21 protein-coding genes are annotated in these 24772 nt (G+C 33.7%); 19 read left to right on the top strand and 2 right to left on the bottom strand.

Annotation, left to right across the window (positions count from 1 at the left end; genetic code table 11):
* Positions 1-11 precede the first annotated feature (11 nt).
* The 11 genes from Q2T46_RS09950 (at position 12) to Q2T46_RS10000 (ending at position 9821) form a co-directional block, all read left to right on the top strand.
* On the top strand, positions 12-1037 hold the full coding sequence (locus Q2T46_RS09950) for a LacI family DNA-binding transcriptional regulator (protein WP_303265610.1): 1026 nt from the start codon (positions 12-14) through the stop codon (positions 1035-1037).
* A gap of 31 nt (positions 1038-1068) precedes the next feature.
* On the top strand, positions 1069-1689 hold the full coding sequence (locus tag Q2T46_RS09955; protein WP_303265609.1) for a bifunctional 4-hydroxy-2-oxoglutarate aldolase/2-dehydro-3-deoxy-phosphogluconate aldolase: 621 nt from the start codon (positions 1069-1071) through the stop codon (positions 1687-1689).
* Positions 1690-1710: 21 nt separating this feature from the next.
* Positions 1711-2649, top strand: coding sequence for a sugar kinase (locus Q2T46_RS09960; protein ID WP_303265608.1), 939 nt, complete (start codon positions 1711-1713; stop codon positions 2647-2649).
* Positions 2646-2783 carry a hypothetical protein gene (locus tag Q2T46_RS09965; RefSeq protein ID WP_303265607.1) on the top strand — a complete coding sequence of 46 codons (138 nt, stop codon included), beginning with the start codon at positions 2646-2648 and terminating at the stop codon, positions 2781-2783. Before Q2T46_RS09960 ends, Q2T46_RS09965 begins: the two co-directional genes overlap by 4 nt.
* A complete protein-coding gene (locus Q2T46_RS09970; RefSeq protein ID WP_303265606.1) occupies positions 2764-2937 on the top strand; it encodes a hypothetical protein in 174 nt (57 codons plus the stop codon). Before Q2T46_RS09965 ends, Q2T46_RS09970 begins: the two co-directional genes overlap by 20 nt.
* 208 nt (positions 2938-3145) lie before the next feature.
* A complete protein-coding gene (locus tag Q2T46_RS09975) occupies positions 3146-5260 on the top strand; it encodes a BglG family transcription antiterminator (protein WP_303265605.1) in 2115 nt (704 codons plus the stop codon).
* A gap of 46 nt (positions 5261-5306) precedes the next feature.
* Positions 5307-6326, top strand: coding sequence for a 6-phosphofructokinase (locus Q2T46_RS09980; RefSeq protein WP_303265604.1), 1020 nt, complete (start codon positions 5307-5309; stop codon positions 6324-6326).
* Between the two features lie 306 nt (positions 6327-6632).
* Complete coding sequence (locus Q2T46_RS09985; protein ID WP_096230912.1) at positions 6633-6923, top strand: PTS sugar transporter subunit IIB; 291 nt, start codon at positions 6633-6635, stop codon at positions 6921-6923.
* Between the two features lie 20 nt (positions 6924-6943).
* Positions 6944-8224 (top strand): PTS sugar transporter subunit IIC, encoded by a 1281-nt coding sequence (locus Q2T46_RS09990; RefSeq protein ID WP_096230911.1) that lies wholly within the window; start codon positions 6944-6946, stop codon positions 8222-8224.
* A gap of 19 nt (positions 8225-8243) precedes the next feature.
* The gene (locus tag Q2T46_RS09995; RefSeq protein ID WP_303265603.1) at positions 8244-8636 is read left to right on the top strand and encodes a tetratricopeptide repeat protein; all 393 of its coding nucleotides are present in this window, start codon (positions 8244-8246) and stop codon (positions 8634-8636) included.
* A 333-nt stretch (positions 8637-8969) separates the two neighbouring features.
* On the top strand, positions 8970-9821 hold the full coding sequence (locus Q2T46_RS10000; RefSeq protein WP_303265602.1) for a class II fructose-bisphosphate aldolase: 852 nt from the start codon (positions 8970-8972) through the stop codon (positions 9819-9821).
* Between the two features lie 622 nt (positions 9822-10443).
* Here the strand turns inward: Q2T46_RS10000 and Q2T46_RS10005 are convergent.
* Both Q2T46_RS10005 and Q2T46_RS10010 read right to left on the bottom strand, forming a co-directional pair.
* Positions 10444-11550: an anti sigma factor C-terminal domain-containing protein gene (locus Q2T46_RS10005; RefSeq protein WP_303265601.1), complete on the bottom strand. Its 1107-nt coding sequence runs from the start codon at positions 11548-11550 to the stop codon at positions 10444-10446.
* Positions 11540-12046 carry an RNA polymerase sigma factor gene (locus tag Q2T46_RS10010; protein WP_303265600.1) on the bottom strand — a complete coding sequence of 169 codons (507 nt, stop codon included), beginning with the start codon at positions 12044-12046 and terminating at the stop codon, positions 11540-11542. The genes Q2T46_RS10005 and Q2T46_RS10010 overlap by 11 nt, the downstream gene beginning before the upstream one ends.
* A gap of 290 nt (positions 12047-12336) precedes the next feature.
* On the opposite strand from Q2T46_RS10010, the gene Q2T46_RS10015 reads away from it, so the two are divergent.
* From Q2T46_RS10015 to Q2T46_RS10050, 8 genes are all read left to right on the top strand, one after another.
* Positions 12337-14334 carry an FAD-dependent oxidoreductase gene (locus tag Q2T46_RS10015; RefSeq protein WP_303265599.1) on the top strand — a complete coding sequence of 666 codons (1998 nt, stop codon included), beginning with the start codon at positions 12337-12339 and terminating at the stop codon, positions 14332-14334.
* Positions 14335-14357: 23 nt separating this feature from the next.
* A complete protein-coding gene (locus Q2T46_RS10020; RefSeq protein WP_303265598.1) occupies positions 14358-14948 on the top strand; it encodes a TetR/AcrR family transcriptional regulator in 591 nt (196 codons plus the stop codon).
* Positions 14949-15314: 366 nt separating this feature from the next.
* The gene (locus tag Q2T46_RS10025; RefSeq protein WP_303265597.1) at positions 15315-16724 is read left to right on the top strand and encodes an ISLre2 family transposase; all 1410 of its coding nucleotides are present in this window, start codon (positions 15315-15317) and stop codon (positions 16722-16724) included.
* Between the two features lie 446 nt (positions 16725-17170).
* A complete protein-coding gene (locus Q2T46_RS10030; RefSeq protein ID WP_303265596.1) occupies positions 17171-18511 on the top strand; it encodes a transposase in 1341 nt (446 codons plus the stop codon).
* Between the two features lie 508 nt (positions 18512-19019).
* Positions 19020-20894: a beta-glucoside-specific PTS transporter subunit IIABC gene (locus Q2T46_RS10035; protein WP_303265595.1), complete on the top strand. Its 1875-nt coding sequence runs from the start codon at positions 19020-19022 to the stop codon at positions 20892-20894.
* Positions 20895-20962: 68 nt separating this feature from the next.
* A complete protein-coding gene (locus Q2T46_RS10040; RefSeq protein ID WP_311062427.1) occupies positions 20963-22426 on the top strand; it encodes a glycoside hydrolase family 1 protein in 1464 nt (487 codons plus the stop codon).
* Positions 22427-22863: 437 nt separating this feature from the next.
* Positions 22864-23694 carry a BglG family transcription antiterminator LicT gene (gene licT / locus Q2T46_RS10045; RefSeq protein ID WP_303265594.1) on the top strand — a complete coding sequence of 277 codons (831 nt, stop codon included), beginning with the start codon at positions 22864-22866 and terminating at the stop codon, positions 23692-23694.
* Between the two features lie 382 nt (positions 23695-24076).
* Entirely contained in the window at positions 24077-24325 is a 249-nt protein-coding gene (locus tag Q2T46_RS10050) for a hypothetical protein (RefSeq protein WP_303265593.1), read from the top strand.
* Positions 24326-24772 lie beyond the last annotated feature (447 nt).

The raw sequence follows: 24772 nt of genomic DNA on the forward strand, positions 1-24772 counted from the left end.
TTGGTGATTACATGAGTAATGATAATTTTAAAATTACGATTGATTATGTGGCAAAAAAAGCAGGCGTCTCAAAGACGACTATTTCACGCTTCTTAAATGGCCGTTATGAGTACATGTCAGATGCCACAAGGGAAAACATCAAAAAAGTCATAGAAGAGCTTAACTATAGACCCAATAATTTAGCCAGAAGTTTAAAGCTTAATAGGTCAAATTTCATAGGCGTCCTTGTGTCTGACATAGGCAATCATTTTTCGTCTATACTTGTGAAGGGTATAGAGAAAGTCTTAAAAGAAAATGGATATAATCTGATAATAGCCAGCACAGACAATGATGCCACAAAGGAGCGAGAGTACATCTTATCCCTTTTAGACAACAATATAGACGGGCTTATAATAAACACTGCTGGAGGTAATGACGAGTTTTTAATGGATCTTTCAAAAAAGGGTTTACCAATAGTCCTTGCTGATAGAAGTATTAAAGATACAGTTTTTGATACTGTTGTTGTAAATAATTATGAAGTAACGTCAGAGCTTATATTGCACTTAATCAAAAACGGCTACAATAGAATAGGCTTTTTTACTGAAAGGATAGGCGATATAAGTACTCGCACTGAGAGAAAACAAGCTTTTATTGACGTTTGCAGGGAATATCACATAAAAGAAAGCAATTTGATATTTGAAGTAGACGATGATTTAAGCAAAATTGAAGAGAAAATAAAATCAATGTTGGGAAATGGCAGAGGTTGTAAAACTGCTTTATTTGCAGTAAATGGAGTTGTGCTTTTAAATGTGCTACAAGTTGTAAATAAACTGAATTTAAAGATACCTGATGATATTGCTGTGTGCGGATATGATGATTGGGGTTGGGCATCACTTATACCTCCGGGTATTACTACTATATCGCAGCCGTCATACGAAGTTGGGGAAGAATCCGCTAAAAGGTTAATAGCAAGGATAAATGGTGGTGATGAGATTAAACCGCAGAAGCTAGTCCTTAGGGCAGAGCTAGTAGTAAGGGGATCTACCAGATCTCATTAAATAAATATATTAAAATGAAAGGATGAGTTTTATGAGTTTTAAAGAGATAAAAGAAAAGACAAAGAAAGGGATATTTTCAGTTATAAGGTGTAAAGACTATGAATTGGGAATGAAGATGGCAGAAAAGGTAATAGAATGCGGTATAAACATAATAGAAATAACATATACCGTTGAAGGTGCCGGGAAATTAATAAAGGAGCTTAAGAAGAAATACCCGGATAAAATCGTAGGTGCTGGAACAGTATTGGAATTGAGCCAGGCAGAAGAAGCGGTTGGAAATGGAGCAGATTTTGTTGTTACTCCTTGTATTGTTGAAGAAGTAGCATCATACTGCAAGAAAAATGACGTATTTTTCTCGATGGCAGCAGCAACGACTACGGAGATGTTTAAAGCTTACAAGATGGGCTCAGAAGTTATAAAGCTTTTTCCAGGTGAATTTGTAGATTCAAAGATTATAAAGTCTTTTAAAGGACCTTTCCCATTCCTTGAATTCATGCCCACAGGCGGCGTAAATGACGAGAATATAAATGAATGGTTTGAAAATGGTGCATATGCAGTTGGCGTAGGAGGTTATCTGACAAAGGGAATAAATTTTGACAATCTGGACCTTTTAGAGGAAAGAGCTAAGAGGCTTGTAAATGCTGTAAAGTAAATTGGATAAGTAGGTGATATTTTGGCAGAAGTTTTATTGGTTGGAGAACCCATGGCATTATTTATAGCAGATGAAGAAGGTACACTTGATAAGGTTAGCAAGTTTACAAAGGCATTGGCAGGAGCAGAAGCAAATGTGGCTATAGGCTTAAGTAGGCTTGGGCATACTGTAAAGTACATTACGAAGCTTGGCAATGACCCTTTTGGAAGATACATTTATGAAAAATTGTTAGAAGAAAATATCGATGTTTCATCTATAAAGTTTATCGATGAATATCCAACAGGGTTCATGCTTAAATCAAAGACATCAAAGGGAGATCCGGATATATTTTACTTTAGAAAGGGTTCAGCGGCATCACACGTGACACCGAATGACATTGATTGTGATGTAAGTCAGCTTAAGCATATACACATTACAGGCATAACAGCGGCCCTTTCAAATGACACATTGGATACGTTATATAGAATGATTCAGATTGGAAAAGAAAACGGCATAAGGATATCATTTGACCCCAATATACGAAAGAGCCTTTGGCAAAGCGAAGATGAGATGGTGTCTACATTAAACGACATCGCATCTAAATGCGACATAGTCATGCCAGGCATAAAAGAAGGCCTGATTTTGACAGGATCGGAAAATCCAGACGATATAGCTGATTATTATTTAGGTAGAGGCGTAGAAACTGTCATAATCAAGATCGGAGATAAAGGAGCATATGTTAAGACAAAAGATGAGAGCTTTACTGTAAGCGGATATAAAGTTGAAAAAATAGTTGACACGGTAGGGGCTGGAGATGGATTTGCAACAGGTGTAATAAGTGGGTTGTTAGAAGGGCTTACACTTAGTGATGCAGTAAAAAGAGGCAATGCAATAGGAGCAATAATAATTATGTCACCAGGTGACAACGATGGATTGCCGGATAGAGAGACACTTGATAAGTTTATGGGTGAGATTGAATGAAAGCGGTAGAGTGTTTAGTTGAATTGGCTAATAAATATTTAATAGGTGAGATAGATGCAAAATCATTTTCTGAGAAGTTCGAGTCATATTTCTACGAAACGGAAGAAGCTATCTATGATTATGATAAAAAATAATGTATTAGATAATATACGGGAAGCAATAGCATATTATGAGTCGGATGAGAACATCAGAGAAAAAACCAAGTATTTAATCGGTGATGATGAATTAAATCATAAAGTCAAAATAAATCTTGAAAAACTTAAAAATATTAGCATTAAAACTGCATAGATAAACTAAACCGCTAAGATTAAAAGTCGAGGCGGTATTTTTATGCTTAAAAATACGAAAGCGAAAGATTTTATAGAAAATAACAGGAAAAAATAAATTTAGTTCGGGGAAATATATTAGTAAGGCATTGCTTATAGTACAGTTTTGCCACAATTGAAGTGAAAAATGTTAAGCTTTTCAAATACAACAAATGATAATATAATTAATAATGAAAGAGGTGATAATTATCATACTCAATGAAAGATGCACAAAAATATTGACAAAGCTTGTAAATACAAGCCTTCCCATAAAAATTAATGAACTGGCCAGTTCATTTAAAGTTAGCTCAAGGACTATAAGATACGACCTTGATGAAATTGATGAATTCTTAAAGTACAATAATTTGCCACAATTAATAAGAAAGCCTAATGTAGGTGTGAAATTTTCTGAATCATTAGAAGACAAAGATAAGGTATTAGAACTTTTAGATAACGTAAGCATTTATCATTATGCACTATCACAGAAGGAAAGAGTAAACATTATATTAAGCAACCTAATTGGTCAGAAGGATTACACAACAATTAATTCGCTTGCAGATAACCTTATGGTATCTAGAAGCACTATTATAAATGACCTTGATAAAGTAAGAAAATGGCTTTCTGATCATGGACTTGAGCTAAAATCAGCACCAAAGTATGGAATCAAAGTCTTAGGGGACGAAAAGAAACTTAGAAAAGCTGCGATAGAGCTTCTTACAGAGACTATTGATATTGAGAAGGCACTTGATATAGTAAAAATACCTATGTACACAAGAATCAATGTTGGCATGGATAATGAGATTAAAAAACTTTTTGAGAATATAGATTTATCATACATCGAAGATTGTATAAAGACTGCAGAGAACGAACTTGAAACAGTATTTTCTGATGCAGCCTTTACAGGGCTTGTAATACACATTGCAATTGCAATAAAAAGAATAGAGCTTGGAAGAGACATAGTAATGCCAACTGATGAGCTTAAATCATTGGAGATGACAAAAGAATTCAGCGTTGCTTCAAATATAGCTAAGATGCTTGAAAAACATTTTAAGGTTAATATACCGATTGATGAAATTGGCTATATAACAGTACATCTGTTGGGGAGCAGTGTTACGAACAAAAAGAATAACAAAGAGGAAAATTGGCTTGAATTAGAGCTAATAACTGAAAAAATAATAAAAAATGTAGAAAATGAAACCAAATTAGATCTGTCAAAAGATAGGCAGCTTTTCGAAGGACTTATAGAGCATATTAGGCCAGCGATATACAGGCTTAAACATGGACTTGATTTAAAAAATCCTATACTTGATGAAATAAAGAGAAATTACAGTAAACTTTTTGAAATCGTAAAAAGAGGTTTAAGACCATTAGAAGATTATGCCGGAAATAGGCTTAATGATGAAGAAGTTGGATATTTTGTGATGCATTTCGGTGCAGCAATTGAGAGACAAAAAGCATCAAGCAGTGGGAAGATGGATGTGCTGGTTGTATGCGGAACAGGTATAGGTACAGCGAAGATGTTGTCTTCAAGGCTTCAATCAGTCTTCGATGTAAATATAAAAGGAACTGCAGCATACCATCAGGTAAAAGAATTTTTAAAAGAAAAGCATGTAGATTTGATCGTATCAACTGTTCCCATAAATATAGAAGGTATGAAAACGGTCATCGTAAATCCTTTGCTAACAGAAAATGATATTGAAAAGCTAAAGGTATTTATGCGGAATAAAAGACCGTGTGAAATGAGGCTTGATGACATAATTGAGATTATCGAAAGACATTGCAATATAGTAAATAGGCAAGAATTAATCGATGAATTGAAAGAATTTTTGAATTTAGAAGATGTCAATGTAGAGAGAGGAGTGGCAGAACCATTGTTAAAAGACCTTTTGACAGAAAGAACTATTAAGCTAAATGTTGAAGTGAAGGATTGGGAAGAGGCTGTTAAAGTAGGAGGTGAGCTTTTAGAAAAAAATGGTGCAATTGAGCATAGATATATAGATGCTATGATAAACTCTGTAAAAGAGATAGGGCCATATATTGTTATTGCCCCAGGAATAGCAATGCCTCACGCAAGACCAGAAGCGGGAGCTAAAAAAATAGGAATGAGTTTGATTACTCTTAAAAATCCAGTAAATTTCGGAAATAAAGAAAACGATCCAGTTAAAATAGTCGTATGTTTGTGTGCTGTTGACCATTCAGCACATTTAAAAGCGTTGTCGGAATTGGTAGAATTAATTGGCGACGACAAAATGATTGAAAAAATAATTAAAGCTAAAAAAATTGAAGAAGTACTAACTGTGTTATAATCAATAAAAATTTTAATGAGGATTAAATCAAGGAGCGATTGTAGATATGGAACCTATTAAAAAAGTTGCTGTCATAACTAGTGGAGGAGATGCGCCAGGTATTAATTCTGCATTATTTGGGATGATCAGTAAAAATACCGACATTGAGATATGTGGATTTAATGGCGGATATGATGGCATATTAAATTCAGAACCAATTTATTTTAAAGATATTAATTTAAGACAAGCTAATGTAAGTGGCAATTATATTTTACAAACTTCAAGAAGTACTGCACCAAGAACTGAAGAAGGCAGGGCAAAGATAATTAAACGTCTTAAATCTCTTGGTATAAATACACTTATTGTATGTGGTGGAGATGGTTCTTTCAAAGCAGCCGAATTATTGACTGAGCAAGGAATGCCATGCTTAGGAATTCCATTGACTATTGATAATGATATATATGGAACAGAATGCACAATTGGCTATAATACAGCAATTAAAAGAGTCACAGATGTATTGTATAGTTTGCATCAGACAGCTCATAATATGCCCGGAAGAATTTTTATGGTAGAGGTTTTTGGTGGAAATTCAGGACACATTGCATTAGCCAGTGTACTAGCGGGTGGGGCAGACATTGCTATAATTCCCGAAATGACTAGACGGCCTGAAGATATTGTAAATAGGATCAATGAAATACTAAAAAGTAAAAATGATTATGTAATAATAGTTTGCTCAGAGTCTGTATATGATACCAGAGATTATATTCCTGGTGATCAAGGAATATCCTTGCAAATAGGCAAAAAAATAGAGGAACTTACAGGCATGAGGGTAAGACATTCAGTGTTAGGATATTTTCAACGAGGAGGAGATCCGGATCCAGCTGATTCATTGTTAGCATTACAAATGGGTAGTTTTGCAATAGAAAGTATCAAGAATGGAAAGTCAGGATATATGGTTGGATGGGATCGTGGCAGGTGTGTTTTGGTTCCGCTATTTAAAGTAGTATCAAATAGAAAAGAACTTGATAATAATTTGTTAAAAATAGCTTTAGAAAAAGGAATGATAATTGGAAAGAAAATTAAGTAGCTTGAACTATTTATTTTAGATTGAATGGATTTGGCAGCAATTTTGAAGATGAAATACCACTTGTAAAATCAATTTAAGATTTAAATGTTTACAGATTTATCACAATATTATTAAAGATATAGAGGAGAAGTGGAATTAATTAAACTGAAAAAAATTTAAAGAGCTAAAGGAAGTGTTAGTAAATTTATAAATGAAAAATAATATAATTATTTAAAATTAAGTAGAATTATTAATGCATTTTATTAAATTTTAAGATGCAAGATAAATTTATTGTCTTTAATGATAATTATACGAGGAGGTAAGAAAATGTTAAAGATACTAATGGTTTGTGGAGCAGGATTAGGAAGTAGCTTTGCTTGCCAAATGAGTGTCGAATCTGTATTAAAGGAGCTTAATGTTTCTGCAATATTAGATCATGCTGATATTTCTTCAGTTGGCGGTTCAAATGCAGATATCATTATTTCTGCAAAAAACTTTGAACCACAGGTAAAAAGATACAACACTGATGCTACCGTTATATTTTTAAACGGGCTAGTTGATAAAAGGGAAATAAAAGAGAAGCTGATTCCTGTTTTAAAAGAAAAAGGCGAATTATAAATTTAATAAGGGGGATAATCATGGTAATAGTAAATTTCATAATTAAAAACATTTTAACACAAGCATCTATTACAATTGCATTAATATCATTAATTGGGTTAATTCTACAAAAGAAAAAAGTAGGAGAAATTATATCTGGGACATTTAAAACATTGTTAGGCTTCTTAGTATTATCTGCCGGATCTGGGATAATAGTACAATCATTAATCTATTTTGGCAAAATATTTACAAAGGGATTTGGACTTCAAGGCATAGTGCCATCTATCGAAGCAATTAATGGGCAAGCAATGAATAATTTACATCTTGGAAATGAGATTGCTTTAACGTTTCTAGCAATATTCATTGTTAATATAATCATTGCAAGATTTACCAAATGGAAATATATATTCTTAACTGGGCAAGCTATACTGTGGATGGCTACGATGACTACTGTATTCGGAAAATTTGCTGGATTAAGCGGAGCACCATTAGTAATTGTCGGTGGAATAGTTGGAGGAATTTTTGCAGTAGCGATGCCAGCTATCGCTCAACCTATTGTTCGCAAAATAACTGGTAGCGATGATATTGCATTAGGACATTTTTGCACAATTGGATATATTTTTGCAGCAGGAGTGTCCAAACTGGTTGGTGATAAAACTAAGTCAACTGAAGATATCCAATTACCAAAAGGATTTGAATTCTTACAAGATACGTACCTTTCTGTTGGACTTGTTATGATACCTCTTTACATTGTAACAGCTTTATTTGCAGGAGCTAAATTTGGTTCTCAGCTTTCAGGAAATGTCAACTATGTTGTATATGCATTTTTACAAGGAGTTCAATTTATTGTAGGAGTTTATGTGTTATTAGCAGGTGTTAGACTTTTGTTAGCTGAAATTGTTCCAGCGTTTAGAGGAATTGCATTAAAAGTTGTACCAGACGCTAAGCCTGCACTTGATTGCCCAGTATTATTCCCGTATGCACCAAATGCTGTAACGATTGGCTTTGTAGGGACGACAATAGGCAGTGTTATTGCAATGTTCGTTTTGCCTATGTTTGGGTTAGCAATGATATTACCAGGAATGCTAACAAACTTTTTCGCCGGTGGTACAGCGGGTGTCTTTGCTAATGCAGCTGGAGGTAGAAGAGGGGCTATAATTTCTACCATAGCTCATGGATTCTTTATAACATTGCTTCCAGCATTATTAGTGATAAGCTTTAATAAAATGGGCTTTATTAATGCAACAGCAACAGATGTAGATACTGTAACAGCAGCACTACTTTATGCATGGATTATCACTCCAATTCTTAAAGCATTATAGTATATAGAAGGGGATATTGATGTTTTTTAAGAAAAATAAGAAAAAAGAAACTTCATCAATGGCAAATGGAGAAGATACTAGAAAATTAGATAAAAGGGAATTAATAGATGAAGCAGAAGATTTAATCAATACTATCGATTCAGTGTCAGGTGATGAGAGGATTGAAGTATTAAACAGGATTGGAAGTTTGTATTTTGAAGCAAATAAAATAGATGATGCTATAAAGTACTATGAAATTAGCATTAGCGAAAATAAATCTCTTGGCAAAGCATATACAGAATTAGTAAAGCTGTATAATATCAAACGAAAAGAAGCTATAAGCAAAAAAGATGATGAGAGCATGAAGCAATATATGGAGAAAATTGATCGTTTACTGCAACTATCGAAGGATGTAATTCGGGGAAGAGGTTAAGATTATAAATATATAAATCTAGTACAATGCAATATTTTGCTTAGTAGGGAAGATATGGATATGGCGGTGCAGAAGATGGTTTTGCTACCTCAAATAAACTGAGGTAGTACCTTCTTTTGCACACAAATATCATTAAATTGATAAAATTGTGCTAATAAATAATCGTGCAACACTGGACAAAGCTTGGAGTAAATCTTCATATCTGGCTAAGCTTATCCTTAATTTGGGAAATATACAATTTACTAATGAAAATACATGATTAAAATTAGTGATCTTATGTATTTATTAAGGATTTAAATTAAAGATAGAAAAAATATTAAGGAGTTGTTTAATATGTATGTAACACTAAAAGAAATTTTGAAAAATACTAGAAAATATAAGTTTGCAGTAGGTGCATTTAATATACATTGCCTGGAAATGGTTCCTGCGATGATAGAAGCTGCTAAAGCTAAAAATTCACCAATTATATTACAAGTATCGCCAACTACATGTAAATATATAGGTGCTTCGTTGTTAAGCAATTTAGTAAAATATTTAGCTAATAAAGCTGATATTAATGTCACACTGCATTTGGATCATGCAAAGGATTTTAATACAATTAAAGAAGCCGTTGATAATGGGTTTTCTTCAGTAATGATTGATGCTTCAGCACTGCCCTTAGAGGAAAACATTGAGAAGACGAAGGAAGTAGTGGAATATGCATCGAAACGTGGTGTATCAGTGGAGTCAGAACTAGGAACTATTGGAGGTACTGAAGAAGGGGTAGCTCTTAATGATGGAAAAATTATATATACACGTCCACAAGATGCAATAAAATTTATAGAAGCAACAGGTATAGATGCTTTAGCTATAGCTATTGGTACTTCACATGGACAGTATAAATCAAAAGCAAAGCTTAATTTCAATGTATTAAAAGAAATCTATGATGCAACAGATATTCCACTAGTACTTCATGGAGGAACTGGCGTTTCTGATGAGGATTTAAAAAAATGTATTTTAGGTGGAATATCTAAGGTTAATGTAGGAACTGAGCTAAATGTGGCATGGGTTACTGCAGCAAAGGAAAATTTCGGGAAGGCAAAAGTTAATGACTCCTGTAGAGATCTATTAATACCTTCGAATTTTGCTGTTCAGAAGGTTATTGAAGATAAAATAGATATATTAGGTAGTTCAAATAGAAAATAGTGTATTATTGAAAAAAGTGGAGTAATATGACTATTACCATAAGACTGCAAACCAAATATGATGTGTCTGTTTTTTCTATATAAGAGAAAACAGGCGCTAATTTTTACTGTTGTCTACAATTACAGATTTTATGATATAAGTTAGTGACACGGTTATGTTAGGTTCAATATTATGTTTAGGCAAAGGTGTGCTTTAGAAAAAAGATATAGAAGATATTATGTCTTTATATTATGAGCTGGACTTGTATTATAGAAAATTAATATTCGGGACATTTAAAGAGATTAACGAGGATTAAAAACGATATAGTATATAAGCATGAATTGCAATTCTACACTTAGTGAAGAATCATATTGAATATTGTAAGGAAATGCTAACTTAATCTAAATCACGTACAAATTAAAGAATTTAAGTGTATGTATGGATTTGTCAAGGAATAAAGAAGTGAAGGCCTTTATCCTTGACAAATCACAAGTAGTTCTACAGTCGCTATATGATTCTCTAAAAGTTAGTTTTCATCTTACTTACTGAATTTTTTACTCTATTCAGCCTAAATTATCTATATTGTGAGTCTAGTTTTAATTATAAGTTTTTCAATTTAAATTTGACATATGAGGTATCTTTATCAATACTTATCCGTGACAACACCTAATGATGATGCCTTTATAAAAGGTAAACCTCTAAGCGATTTTAAGGTTTCTGCAGTACCTGTTACAACGACGCCTTGTATCTTTAAGTTTTCCTTTTTTATTTTTCCATTTTTGTCTTTTAGATTATCGTAAATTCTTTTAACCTCCGATTTGATGCCATTTACCTTATGATTATCTGTTTTAAGTTTTTCTATCTCATTTATATTATTTTCAATGACGGCTATGAAAAGTTCTTCTGGATTTTTTAATTTGTCTCCGTTGCTGTCATAGACCTTTATACCGTATGCCGCTTTTTCAGAACATACATCTGCTGGATTATCTACATCAATTGTCTTTCCATCGGGAAGCTTTTGCTTATTTTTATTTGGTTTATGTGCTTCTTTTTCTTTGCTATTTAGATCGTCAACCCAATACCACGTTAAAGTTACGTTTTTTGGCATCATTTTATTTACTTCGTCGATGCTGTACGCTTTATCAAAAGATAATGACATCTCTATATATTTGTCATTTCCTATGTCCTCCAGTAAATTTAAGTCACTCTTGTATGTCTTGTATTTTACATATGGATAGAAAAAAATCATTTCCCTCTGACCAAGTTCGTTGTAAGTCGGCTTTTTTAAACTGTCTTCATCAAAACTTTCTCCCCATACTATAGCTGGTGAATTGATAGCCTGTACATCGACAGTGTTGAAAAGCCCATAGCTGTATTCCTGCTGACCCGTATAAACTACCTTACCTTCTATTATCTTGTAAGTTGAATAAACTGTTTTGCCTCCCAAAATTCCTTCATACCTGATTGATTTACCTATATACATATCAGGAGCGGTGAGATCATTGAATACTGATAGGGCAAAATTTATATCAGAACTTTCCGACTGTGTTACTTTGATTCCTATAAAGATAGTGCTTATTGAAACAATCACTATGACTATCAAACTTATAACTATAGTTCTTAAAATAGAGCGCCATTTTGCTTTTTTAACCGCTTTATCAAATTTATCTTTCTTAGCGCTTTCAAAAATTTCATCAAGTTCCTTCTCATCATTATTGTCGTTTACGTTTATATTTTTTTCATCTGCCATAATTCGATACCTCCCACAATTCTTTAAATTTAGTCCTTGCACGGTAAAGATATGTCTTTACTTTGTTTTCATCCAGATTTAATATATCGCCTATTTCTTTATAAGATAATCCAATAAAATATTTGAAAATTAAGAGGGTTCTGTAGCTTTCTTTTAATAGACCAAGGACTTTATGAACGTTTGCCTTTAATTCTTCATGAAGCACATGTTCTTCTATAATTCCATCTGAATACAGACTTGAGAGAATTTTATCATCAATACCGACTTCCTCCTTCTTTTTCTTATTGTACAGATTATAATATCTGTACAATGATACTTTAAACAGCCATGGGTAGATGTTATCAACGTTTAGGGAATCAACATACTCAATAGCTTTACACATGGTTTCTTGTACGATATCTTCTGCATCTTCACAAGATGCACCGATTTTAATGAGATATTTGTAAATTATGGCCATCTTATTTATTAAGAAGTCTTCAAACCTCTCATCTTTCATGACTGACCTCCCCAGTATAATATCAGATGTATTCTATATAACGGCGCCGTTTTTGTTCTTTCATTAATATAACAAACTGAACAAACAAATGTATACAAACTTTTAAAATTTATTTTATCAAGTAAATATAAATGATGATTCAATCGTGTTTATTTCGCATAAATTTTTTATAGATTATGATTTAAAATCACAAAACTTCTTGACAATTAATTAACATACTGATATACTATTTTCGTAGAATGCATTCGGTGAACATGTTCAATAAAATTTAAATAAGAAGGGGACTTTTTATGGACAAAAAATATGGTATTCTATTTGAGAAGGTTTCGATTGGAAGCTGCGAGATAAAGAACCGCTTTGCCATGGCTCCTATGGGACCATTAGGCCTTGGTGATTCAGAAGGCGGTTTCAACCAAAGGGGCATTGACTATTACGTTGAGCGGGCAAAAGGAGGCACAGGATTAATCATTACTGGTGTCACATTTGTTGACAACAAAGTTGAACAGCATGACATGCCTAATTGCCCTTGTTCCACACACAATCCAGTTCACTTTATACGAACTGCTCGCGAGATGACAGAGAAAATTCATGCATACGATGCTAAGATATTTCTTCAATTGTCAGCAGGATTTGGAAGAGTCACAATTCCTACAAATTTAGGAGAGCATCCGCCTGTAGCGCCGTCTCCTATCCCACATCGCTGGCTTGACAAGACATGCCGTCCTCTTACAAAAGAAGAAATTCGCGAGATAGTAGTGCAGTTTGGCAAAGGTGCCTACAATGCGAAGCGAGCAGGATTTGACGGCGTACAGATCCACGCTGTACATGAGGGATATCTTCTAGACCAGTTTGCTATATCTATGTTCAACAGCCGCACCGATGAATACGGCGGAAGCCTTGAAAACAGGCTGCGTTTTGCAAGGGAAGTCTTGGAGGAGATAAAGAAGACGTGCGGCGATGATTTCCCAGTGACGCTTAGATACAGCGTAAAAAGCTTCATTAAAGATTGGCGAGAAGGAGGCCTTCCGGGTGAGGAGTTTGTAGAAAAAGGAAGAGATATTGAAGAAGGAATAGAGGCAGCCAAACTGCTTGTTAAATATGGATACGATGCTTTGGATGTAGATGTTGGAAGCTATGATGCATGGTGGTGGAATCATCCGCCAATGTACCAAGAAAAAGGGCTTTACATCCCATATGCAAAGATGGTAAAAGATGCAGTAGACGTCCCTGTGATCTGCGCAGGACGTATGGACAACCCGGACCTTGCATCAGCTGCTGTAAGAGATGGAGCATGTGACATAGTTTCATTAGGTCGTCCTCTTCTGGCAGATCCTGATTATGTAAATAAGCTAAAGGCAGGAGATACCGCTTCTATACGTCCGTGTTTATCATGTCACGAAGGATGTATGGGACGCATACAGGAGTATTCTGCATTAAACTGCGCAGTAAACCCTCAGGCTTGCCGCGAAAGTTCTGAACGGCTTATACCGACACAGCACAAAAAGAAAGTCCTGATAGTAGGTGGCGGTGTGGCAGGCTGTGAAGCAGCTCGCGTATTAGCACTTCGCGGGCATGAGCCAATCGTGTATGAAAAAACTGATAGGTTAGGTGGAAATCTGATTCCCGGCGGCGTGCCGTCGTTTAAAGAAGATGATCATGCGCTTGTAGCTTGGTATGAGAATGAGCTTAAGAAGTTAAACGTAGAGGTCCATCTCAATACAGAATTAGATGCTGATGATGTTATTAATTTCGGTGCAGATGTCGTAATAGTTGCGACAGGGTCAAAGCCAAAAGTATTTTCACTGGGAGAAGGACCGGTTTACACTGCTCAAGATGCTTTGCTAGGCAAAGTTGATATAGGAAATGATGTGGTCATAATTGGCGGTGGACTTGTAGGGTGCGAAACAGCACTGTGGCTTAGAGATATGAGCAAGAATGTGACGATTGTTGAGGCACTTCCAAAGCTTTTAGCTGTGAATGGACCATTGTGCCATGCAAATAGTGAAATGCTGAAAGAATTAATACCTTTTAAAGGAATAAAGACTATAACATCTGCAAAAGCTACAGGATACGACGGCAGGGTATTGAAAGTAAGTACACCTGATGGTGACATAGAAGTTACAGCAGACACTGTGATACTTGCTGTTGGGTATACGCCGTCTAATTCCATCTATCAAGAAGTGAAAGATAAAATTTCAAACATATATCTTCTTGGTGATGCTCGCAATGTTTCTAACATCATGTATGCAATATGGAATGCTTTTGAGGTTGCAAAAAATATAGACTAAATAGGGAATAGGAGAGAAATTTGGTGCCGGAAAGTTTGACTTCTCGAGAAAAACAGGCAATTGCTACTAAAAAAAGGATATACAGGTGCGGAGTAGAACTTATTAAGAAATATGGATACGACAACATAACAGTAAAAGAAATAGCAGAAAAGGCAAATGTTTCTATAGGAAATTATTACCATTACTTTAAGTCTAAATATGACCTTTTGGTGGAAATATTTAAACACGGCGATGAATTCTTTGAGGCGGAAGTGCCGAAGATTTTGGATGAGTATAAAGACTGTAAAGATATTTTAGTGCAGTATTTCCTAGTGTACGCTCGGCTTTCAATAAACGATGGGGTGGAGATGGCAAAAAATCTCTATATCCCAACAAATAAGATGTTTTTGACGCATGGCCGTTTAATGCAGAATATGCTTATTCAAATATTAAAAAATGAGCAAGAAAAAGGCAAGATACCCAAAACTCTGGACTGTGAGGAAATTACGGAAAAGTTATTTGTTGTTGCAAGGGGTGTCATCTTTGACTGGTGCTTAAAAGACGGAAAGACTGATCTTTTGGCTGAGATGAAGGAAATTATATCAAGAATGGTTGAAAGCTATATAGTGAGATAGGTGTAAGATAAGCGCCTTTTTTGAGTAATTAAGGCGCTCTTTTTCTTAATTGTACAGATTATAGTATCTGTTTAAGAAGTCTCATCTTTCATGACTGCTTTTTATTTCTTTTTTTTATTTCTTTTGGTTTACAAGCCATAAATTTGTGTTATAATAAAAGTGTGGTAATAATCTTTGTTGGTGGACATTAGTAATAGAAAAAGACGGGAGTGCATTTCCCGTCTTTTTCCGTAGATATGTACTTATTTTCTTAGTGTAAAATTTTCTTAGATGAAAAAGCAGGAAAATAGCGATAATATGTAGAAATAAGACCTCACCATCCTCCCAAAAGGATGAGTTAGAAAATAAATAGGAAGGTGAGGTCTTATGAAAATAATTCAACATACACTTCAAAAATTCCTGCTTGTTGTAGAAAAAATTATTGGATTACTTGATGGAAAATATACCTATTTGGAATTTGAAGGAGAACTTAAAAAAATTCTAAATGAATTAGGAAAAGAGATTTGTGCAGATGTACTTCATGAACTTGATCAAAGCATATATAAAGAAAAAACTAAAAGAAAAAACTGGGTGGTAGTCCAAAAAGATTGTGAAAGGACAATAACAACTGTATTTGGAGATATCACATACAAAAGACGGTACTATAAAAACAAAGAAACAGGAGAGAAGGCATATCTTGTAGATAAAGCTGCTGGCATCCAAAAATATGAAAGAATAGATGATGAGCTTAAAGCTGATATAACGGATCTTTCTACAATACTCTCATATCAAAAAACCACTCAGGAGCTTAAAAGAAATGGAGCTAACTGCAATGTAAGCCGGCAAACAGTAATGAACACACTAAGAAAAATAGACAACCTTCAAACATATGAAAAGCCAAAGACTAAAAAAGAAATAGAAACTTTATACATAGAAGCTGATGAAGACCATATACATCTTCAAAACGGCAAACCAGACATTGTAAAATTAATATACGTACACGAAGGAAAACAAACAATAACAAAAGGCAGAAATGAATTAAAAAATGCTGTATACTTTTCAGGTGTATACGAAGGAGAAAAAGTAGAAGAATTATGGAAAGAAGTATGGGAGTACATTGTAAGCACATATAACGAAGACAAAATAAAACGCATATACGTATCTGGAGATGGAGCAGAATGGATAAAATTCGGAGTAAAATATCTGCCTAACGCGGTATACGTATTAGACCTATTTCATCTACAAAAATATATAACAGCTGCAATAAAAGAAGATAAAAAAACAAAGAGAGAATTATGGAAAGCCATATTTAAAGCAGACAAACAAAAAGTCAATGAGCTTTTAACACAAAAATACAAAGAACTAGAATTAAACGGCACAGAAAATCCCGTAACGAAGTGCCAAACCTATATAAATAACAATTGGGATGGAATAAATTCATACAGCCTTTACAAAAAAGAAATAACAGGATGCAGTGCAGAAAGTCATGTAAGTCATGTACTTTCAGAGAGGCTATCAAGCAGACCAATTTCATGGAGCAAGGTTGGAGCTCACAAAATGGCAAAATTAAGAGCAATAAAAGCAAGCGGCATATTGCTCAAAGACGTTATATTGAAGCAGCAATATGAATGCTTAAAACCAATAGAAATACCAAAGCAAACAATATATAAAGCAAAACAACAACTAAAGAAAATAAAATCAACTTATGAAAACATAATAAGCTTGCCAATATTGCAAAATAAAAAAACATTAACAAGTCAGGCTATAAAATCATTACTATTGAGAAGTGCCATTTAAAAGTATGCATATTACATATACAAAGTACTATATAGTGAAGATTGTAGTTTTAGTTATTATTATGAGGAGTAGCGATTTTATGCTATCGAGAAGTTAAGAAACTTCAATATTAAAATACTTTTGTTATTTAGCTATCAATGCTCATCCTTAGAGTGATAGTGAGGTCTTTTTTTCAAAAAAACCTAAAAATACTTGACACGATCGTTAACTGAGTTATTTGCGATGTTGAAGAACGTGCTAAAATAGTATGTTTTAAGACGCCAACAAAATAATTTTACCCCAAAAAAACGTAAAGAAATGCAACTTTGAAGTGCATGAAGAATGAAAAACGTAAAAATTACACCCAGGAACAAAAAATTTTCTCTAAAAGTGTGAAACCCACTTTTCTATAGTGTAAAATGGTAGTTGAAAACAAAAATAAACACTAAAGCAAAGGGGTTTCACATATGGCTATTATACCACAACAAACACTATTTGTGTGGAATGAAATTGAAAATTCAGGCGATCTGGAAAGATTAAGATTGGTAATAGAGTATATGCCCGATGAAGAACTGATGGAAAAGCTTGAAAAAGAACGCAAGAACGGTCGAGATGATTATCCCGTGAGAGCAATGTGGAATGCCATATTGGCAGGAGTAGTATACCAACATATATCCGTGAAAAGCTTAAGACGAGAGCTATCGCGGAATGGGCAACTAAGGATTATGTGTGGATTTCACACTGCAAAAACGAAAAAATATAGAGGTGAGAAGAAGACGGAAATAGTACCACCAGCATGGGTATTCACAAGATTTTTAAAAAAGCTTTATGAACATGAGGAAGAAATAAACAAGATATTCGAAAAACTTGTAGAAGAGCTAAAAAGGCTTCTACCGGACTTTGGCAAGGATTTGGCTATAGACAGTAAGGCAATAAAATCACTGGCGAAAAGAGAGAATAAAAATAGGAAAACTGATGGACGAAGGGACAAAGATGCCGACTGGGGCAAAAAGGAGTATCGAGGAATCAGGGAAGACGGAACTGCTTGGGAAAAAATAGTCAAATGGTTTGGATATAAGCTGCACCTAATAGTGGATGCTAACTACGAACTGCCGGTGGCATTCAGTGTAACAAAAGCTTCTCAAGCTGATGTAAAAGAAGCACACAGGATAATTGAAAAAATAGCGGAAGAAAGACCTGAAATACTTGAAGCGTGTGAAACGATGGAAGCAGACCGTGGTTATGATGATACAAAGTTGATAAAAAAGCTATGGGATGAATACAAAATAAAGCCTGTAATAGATATCTGCAACAAATGGAAAGATCCTGACGGGACAAGGCCGTTAGAAGGACATGAGAACGTAGTATATAACTATAAAGGCAATGTATACTGTTATTGCCTTGATACAGGCGAAAAGAGAGAAATGGCAGTAGGAGGTTTTGAAGAAGATAGGAAGACATTAAAAAAACTATGCCCTGCAAAACAGTATGGATTAAAATGTAAATACATAGATAGGTGTTCTGCGAAAAAAGGAATCCGAATCAAGCTGGATGTAGACCGGAGAATATTCACACCAATAGACCGTGCCAGTTACAAATGGGAAAAGTACTATAACAAGCGTACATCAGTAGAAAGAGTAAATAGCAGAATAGATGAAACATTCGGATTCGAGAAGCATTACATAAGAGGTAAAAAGAAAATGACAGTAAGATGTGGGATTGCATTATGTATAATGCTTGCTATGGCAGTTGGCAGGATAAAAGAAAAGCAGCAGGAAAAAATGAGAAGCCTGGTAAAAACGGCATAAAAAATCTACAGAGATTTGAATAAATGATCCACAAAAAAGGTACAAGAAACATCAGCGGAATGCAATGAAACATTGCCGAGGATGTGGTGTGACACGCGAAAAAACTCTTTCCTGTCATTTAATGTCGGGGTTAGGGTTAGGGGGTTATTGTCTTTTTCAGAAAGGATGAGGACATATACTCTGAGTTTATGTATTTTTTGAAGGAGAAAATATCTCCGAGTGAAAAAATTAAAAGGGGTTTAGTTCTTTAGGCCTCAGTTTTTTAATAAATTTTTTAAAAAAGTGCTACAAAGCAAAAAGCATTAACTAAAAAAGTCTTGCATAATTTTTAAATTTAATATATAATAAAAGTGTAATAATTAAATATTAGTGAATCATTTTAGGTGTGTTACTGGTAATGCAGGCAAGGCCTATTCTAAGAGTTATTGTATATCTCTTAGAACGGGCCTTTTTTATTTTTACAGATACTAGTAAGGAAAAATAATAAATATAGAAAGGAGCTTAGTATATGAAATATGATCAATTATCTAAAAAAATTATTGATGCAGTTGGTGGAGAGAAGAATGTGTTAAGCCTCTATCACTGTATGACGAGATTAAGATTTAAGCTAAAGGACATAAATAAAGCGAATAAAAAAGAGGTAGAAGCTATTGATGGTGTAATCAGTGTTATTGAAAGCAACGGTCAATTTCAAGTCGTAATTGGAAATCATGTTGAAGAGGTATTTAAAAACATTTTGAGCCTTTACAACATTCAGAGTGCTATCAGTGAAAAACAAGAAGATCAAACAAAAAAAGGCAATATAGTTGGAAAGTTATTCAATGTAATGTCTTCTGTATTTACACCAATTATTCCGATATTAGCTGGTTCCGGTATGTTAAAGGCGCTATTGGTTATTCTAACAACTTATGCTGGCATGAGTAATACAGGCAGTACCTATAAAATTTTGACGGCAACAGGTAATAGTGTATTTTATTTCTTTCCAATTTTCATTGCTTTTTCAGCAGCTAAGACTTTTGGGGTAAATACATTTACAGCGGCCGCTATAATGGGAGCTTTGTTAGAACCAAACTTTACTTCTTTGATGAAAGCTACAGGTGATGTAACGCATTTTTTTAATATTCCGGTTGTGTTAATGTCCTATAGTTCAACTGTTATACCCGCTATTTTAGCAATATGGGTTTATTCTTATGTAGAGAAGTTTTTAAAACGAGTTATTCCTAAAAATATAGAATTATTTACAATATCTTTTATTTCAATTTTGATTATGGTTCCGCTTACAGCAATTGTAATCGGACCAATTGGTGTTCACATAGGTAATGGGCTTGGTAGTGCAATCAAGTTTTTGAGCAGCAAGAGTGGATTTTTAACAGGAGCAATCATTGGTGCTGGTTGGACTTTCTTAGTTATGTTTGGCGTGCATTGGGGAATTGTACCTATTATGCTTAACAATCTTGCATTATATGGATTTGATACAATTCGTCCTGCTATTGCAACAGCAACCTTTGCGCAAGCAGGTGCAGCTTTTGGTGTATTCTTGAAATCGAGAAATAAGAAAACTAAATCCTTTGCAGTTTCAGCTATGTTGCCGGCTCTTTTAGGAGGTATAACAGAGCCGATAGTATATGGTATTTCTGTGAAATACAAAAAACCGATGTATGCAGCAGTTATTAGTGGTGTTATTGCCGGTGGGTTTGTAGGTGCAATGAAAACAACTGTAATGGTATACGTTTTTCCGGCTTTAACTACATTACCGGCATTTATGACTAATACATTTATATATTATATTATTGGTATTACTGTAGCTTTCTTCTTAACAGCGGTACTTACTTATTTTTTCGGAATTGATGAAAAGGATGAAACTGTCGGAAGTGAAACTTTATTAGAAAAAAACCAAAATATAAAGGTACAAAGCCATGATGAGATCAAACAATATGAAGTTATGGCACCTGTAAAAGGAAAAGTTATTCCACTTGCAAATGTAAATGATTCTGTTTTTTCAACAGGATCTTTAGGAAAAGGCGTAGCAATTATTCCTGAGGAAGGAAGAATATATGCACCGGTTGATGGAGTAGTAACAGCATTATTTCCAACCGGGCATGCAGTTGGGCTAACTGCTAATGATGGAACTGAGGTTATGATTCATATTGGAATTGACACTATTCAATTAGAGGGTAAGTATTTTGAAGCAAAAATTAAACAAGGAGATAAAGTTAAAAAAGGACAATTACTTATCACATTCGAAAAGGATAAAATCAAAGAAGCTGGTTATGATATTACAACAATAGTTATTATTACAAATAGTGAACAATATTTAGATGTATTGGAAACAGAAGCTACATCTGTAACTAAGGATCAAGTGTTAATCAAAGCAATTAAATAATATGAAAAGCCATATGGGTATGTACCTATGAAAAATATTTTGATCAATAAGGAGTTGGTAATATAAGCATAAAAAAAAGTAATTTTCCTAAGGACTTTTTATGGGGAGGTGCTCTTGCAGCAAATCAAGTTGAAGGAGCTTGGAATGTAGGTGGAAAAGGATTATCCGTAGCAGACGTGGCAATTTTTAATGACCGTTTAGAAAGAAATGATTATGCTGGCCATAATAAAATAACCAGCGAACAAATTAAAGAGGCAATGAACCCTTCATCAAATAAAAATTATCCTAAAAGAAGAGGAATTGATTTTTACCACAGATACAAAGAGGATTTAGCATTATTTGCAGAAATGGGATTTAAGGTTTTACGTGTGTCTATTGCATGGACTCGTATATTTCCAACCGGGGTAGAAGATGAACCAAATGAAGAAGGATTAAAATTTTATGAAGATTTATTCAAGGAAATGCATAGGAATAAAATAGAGCCTTTAGTAACACTTTCTCATTATGAAATGCCTATATATTTGGTAAATACTTATGGAGGATGGTTTGGAAGAGAAGTTATTGACTGCTTTGTAAAGTATGCTAAGGTAGTATTTGAACGTTACAAGAGCTTAGTGAAGTATTGGCTTACTTTTAATGAAATAGATAGTATTATTAGACATCCATTTTCATCAGCGGGAATTGTTATGGACAGGTATAGAAAGGAAGAATTAGAAGGGGTTATTTATCAAGCTTTACATCATCAATTTGTGGCTAGTGCATTGGCTGTTAAATATTGTCATGAAATTATACCTGATTCGAAAATTGGATGTATGATAACTAGAACTTTAACTTATCCGGCAACTCCCAATCCAGAAGATGTTTTATTGGCACAAAAGGAAAACCGTATGAACTATTTCTTTTCTGATGTACAAGTACTTGGAGAGTATCCATTATTCATAAAGTCAATACTAAAAGAAAAGGGAATTGAAATTAAAAAGGTTGAAGGCGATGATGAAATATTAAAACAGCATACAGTTGACTTCTTGTCATTTAGTTACTATATGTCTTTAGTATCAAGTATTAATTCAGAGAAGATGGAGAAGGTTGGAGGAAATCTTACAGGCGGAGTAAAAAATCCCTATTTAAAAACAACGGCTTGGGGCTGGCAAATTGATCCTATGGGGCTTAGGATTGCAATCAACGATATGTATGATAGGTACCGCATTCCTTTGTTCTGTGTAGAAAATGGTTTAGGTGCTGAAGATGTTGTAGAAGAAGATGGAAGTATAAATGATGATTACAGGATTATATATTTAAAATCACATATTGAACAAATGGGTTTGGCAATTGCAGACGGTGCAGATATGATGGGATATTTAGCATGGTCACCAATTGATTCAATTAGCTATTCTACTTCAGAAATGTCCAAAAGATATGGGTTTATATATGTAGATCAGGACGATTATGGCAATGGAACACTGAAACGTTCACGTAAAAAGAGTTTTGAATGGTATAAAAAAGTAATCGCTACAAATGGAGCAGAGCTATAATAAGTAGATTTGGCTAAAAGATGATTATTTTATGAATGCTATTCCGTCTGGTGTAGACCTATTATCCTTATTTGGGGTTGTAAGAAATCTATATTTCCAAAATCAGTAACAACCCCAATTGGGATAAAAGTTTTAAGACAGTTATAATGTATTGTGTCCATTACAGTACTGTTAACTTTTATTACAAATTTATGTAAGATGTTTAAAATGCGTGGATCCAATTGTAGCCGTAGAGATATTTGTTTACACAATTAAATGCAACGAATGCGTTGGAAATTTTATGAGTGGCTTAGATGACGGAATTGCTTTAATAATAGCAGTATTTATTGCACTATTTGTATATCACATTTTTAATATTATATTTTGTATTAAATAATTTGACGAAAGGGTTTATCTATGGAATAATGTGTATAGTGAACGGGAGGGTACTAGGGTGTATGAAAATCGTTAAAGTATTAAATAATAACTTAGTATTAGCTAAAGATGATCAAGGAAATGAAGTGATTGTTGGTGGCAAGGCTATTGGTTACGAAGGAAAAGTTGGACAAAAAATAAAAGAAGAAAAAATTGAAAAAATTTACGTTTTAGACAATAAAAAGGATACCAGTGAGTATATTAAATTAATAGAAAAAACGCCTCAGATTTATGTAGATATAACACAAAAAATCATTAAAAAGGCAAATGAAGTTTTACATGGAAAACTGCATGATCAAGTTTTTATTGTTTTAATTGACCATATTAGTTTTGCAGTTCAAAGGTATAAAGAAGGAGTAGTAATACAAAATCATTTGTTATGGGAAGTGAAAAAATTTTATCCTAAAGAGTTTTCTATAGGTAAAGCTGCAGTTGAATATATTAATAAGAAACTTGGGATAGAATTGCCTGAAGAGGAGGCAGGAAATATTGCATTTCATTTAGTTAATGCTCAATCAGATGAACAAAATATGAACAATACTATTAGAGAAGTGAAAATGGTTAAAGATATTTTAGCAATTGTTAACTATCATTTTCCCAATAAAATTGATGAAGAATCTTTAGATTATACAAGGTTTATTACTCATTTGCGATTTTTTACACACCGCTTAATCCAGAATAAACTTATTGAATCTGAGGATGACTTTTTATTTTCACAAATTGTAAATAAATATGAAAAAGAATATGAATGTGCAAAAAAAATAGCATCATATATTACTAAGTCTATGGGTATAAATCTTCCAAATGGTGAATTAATATATCTTACAATATATATAAAGCGTATTGTAAAATAGCGTTGTTTATAATGAACTCATAAATTAGGAAAATGACAAAAAGATCGAAGAAAAGAGAAAATTCTTACAGAGATAGGAAGTTGAACTCTACAAAGAATAGGATGGTTAATCATTTTACTGGAGTGGTTCAATAAAAATCTGGAATCACCCCTCCAGTGTGAGAACGATTGACTTTACTGGAATCAAACAATAAAGAGTTTTCAATTGCTGAACAGGCAGATTTGTCAGCATTAATCATACAAGTATTTACTACAAACCATTACCGCCTTCCGAAGAAGAAGTAGCAATAATGCCCAAAATTAATGAGATTATCCATATCATTAACCAAAGATTATTTACAAAATTATGAAACAAAGAAGTATGCGCCGAAAAGAATCCAGTATTGGCTAAGTTCATACTTAAAAGACGGTATAGAGGCATTAAAACCGAGTTACAGGAACGACATGGCAAGTACAGAAAAATTGATCATGTCCTTGCAGAGAAAATACGCGGTAAAAAGAATCAATATCCAAATATTACTACAAAGTTGCTTAACGAAACACTTGTAGGAGAAGGCATAATATCTATTGGCAAAATATCATTAGCAATTAATGGTATTACTATAAGTAATAATAGACATATCTACTCATAAAATTGCTTACCACTAAAAGGTTTCTTTTTGTTTTACCCAATAAATCCAGTTAGCGGTTTTATAGCATATACTTTGGAAATGCTCTAAGTTTACGAATGCTTCTAAGAGTAAAGGTATAACAGCATTCGCAGAGCCAATCTTTTTTTATCCATCCATTCCATTTTTCTTTTCCTTCTAATAATCAGGTTGAAGTATAGATTTGAATTATCCGAATTAACAAAATAATGGAAATATGAATTAAATATTGTTTGTCATAAAGCAAATGCTTTGCGCGTCCATTTGATGCATTCTATATCTTCTGAAGTGAATTCTCTACCGGAAAATGTTCTAATAACATCATTCATAATCATTTCATCCTTTTCAATTAAATCATAATATTTTTGGTTTTGATGTCCACTCCTATTTTGAGAAAAGTTTTTCAATATAATCCAACTATTGCATATATTT

It is taken from the genome of Thermoanaerobacterium sp. CMT5567-10 (assembly GCF_030534315.2).
Lineage (GTDB): Bacteria > Bacillota > Thermoanaerobacteria > Thermoanaerobacterales > Thermoanaerobacteraceae > Thermoanaerobacterium.

What these genes read in the sequence shown, in the direction of transcription:
- Q2T46_RS09950 (WP_303265610.1), top strand. Translation starts at nt 12, where the DNA reads ATGAGTAATGATAATTTTAAAATTACGATTGATTATGTGGCAAAAAAA.
- Q2T46_RS09955 (WP_303265609.1), top strand. Translation starts at nt 1,069, where the DNA reads ATGAGTTTTAAAGAGATAAAAGAAAAGACAAAGAAAGGGATATTTTCA.
- Q2T46_RS09965 (WP_303265607.1), top strand. Translation starts at nt 2,646, where the DNA reads ATGAAAGCGGTAGAGTGTTTAGTTGAATTGGCTAATAAATATTTAATA.
- Q2T46_RS09970 (WP_303265606.1), top strand. Translation starts at nt 2,764, where the DNA reads ATGATTATGATAAAAAATAATGTATTAGATAATATACGGGAAGCAATA.
- Q2T46_RS09975 (WP_303265605.1), top strand. Translation starts at nt 3,146, where the DNA reads ATGAAAGAGGTGATAATTATCATACTCAATGAAAGATGCACAAAAATA.
- Q2T46_RS09980 (WP_303265604.1), top strand. Translation starts at nt 5,307, where the DNA reads ATGGAACCTATTAAAAAAGTTGCTGTCATAACTAGTGGAGGAGATGCG.
- Q2T46_RS09985 (WP_096230912.1), top strand. Translation starts at nt 6,633, where the DNA reads ATGTTAAAGATACTAATGGTTTGTGGAGCAGGATTAGGAAGTAGCTTT.
- Q2T46_RS09990 (WP_096230911.1), top strand. Translation starts at nt 6,944, where the DNA reads ATGGTAATAGTAAATTTCATAATTAAAAACATTTTAACACAAGCATCT.
- Q2T46_RS09995 (WP_303265603.1), top strand. Translation starts at nt 8,244, where the DNA reads ATGTTTTTTAAGAAAAATAAGAAAAAAGAAACTTCATCAATGGCAAAT.
- Q2T46_RS10000 (WP_303265602.1), top strand. Translation starts at nt 8,970, where the DNA reads ATGTATGTAACACTAAAAGAAATTTTGAAAAATACTAGAAAATATAAG.
- Q2T46_RS10005 (WP_303265601.1), bottom strand. Translation starts at nt 11,550, where the DNA reads ATGGCAGATGAAAAAAATATAAACGTAAACGACAATAATGATGAGAAG.
- Q2T46_RS10010 (WP_303265600.1), bottom strand. Translation starts at nt 12,046, where the DNA reads ATGAAAGATGAGAGGTTTGAAGACTTCTTAATAAATAAGATGGCCATA.
- Q2T46_RS10015 (WP_303265599.1), top strand. Translation starts at nt 12,337, where the DNA reads ATGGACAAAAAATATGGTATTCTATTTGAGAAGGTTTCGATTGGAAGC.
- Q2T46_RS10025 (WP_303265597.1), top strand. Translation starts at nt 15,315, where the DNA reads ATGAAAATAATTCAACATACACTTCAAAAATTCCTGCTTGTTGTAGAA.
- Q2T46_RS10030 (WP_303265596.1), top strand. Translation starts at nt 17,171, where the DNA reads ATGGCTATTATACCACAACAAACACTATTTGTGTGGAATGAAATTGAA.
- Q2T46_RS10035 (WP_303265595.1), top strand. Translation starts at nt 19,020, where the DNA reads ATGAAATATGATCAATTATCTAAAAAAATTATTGATGCAGTTGGTGGA.
- licT (WP_303265594.1), top strand. Translation starts at nt 22,864, where the DNA reads ATGAAAATCGTTAAAGTATTAAATAATAACTTAGTATTAGCTAAAGAT.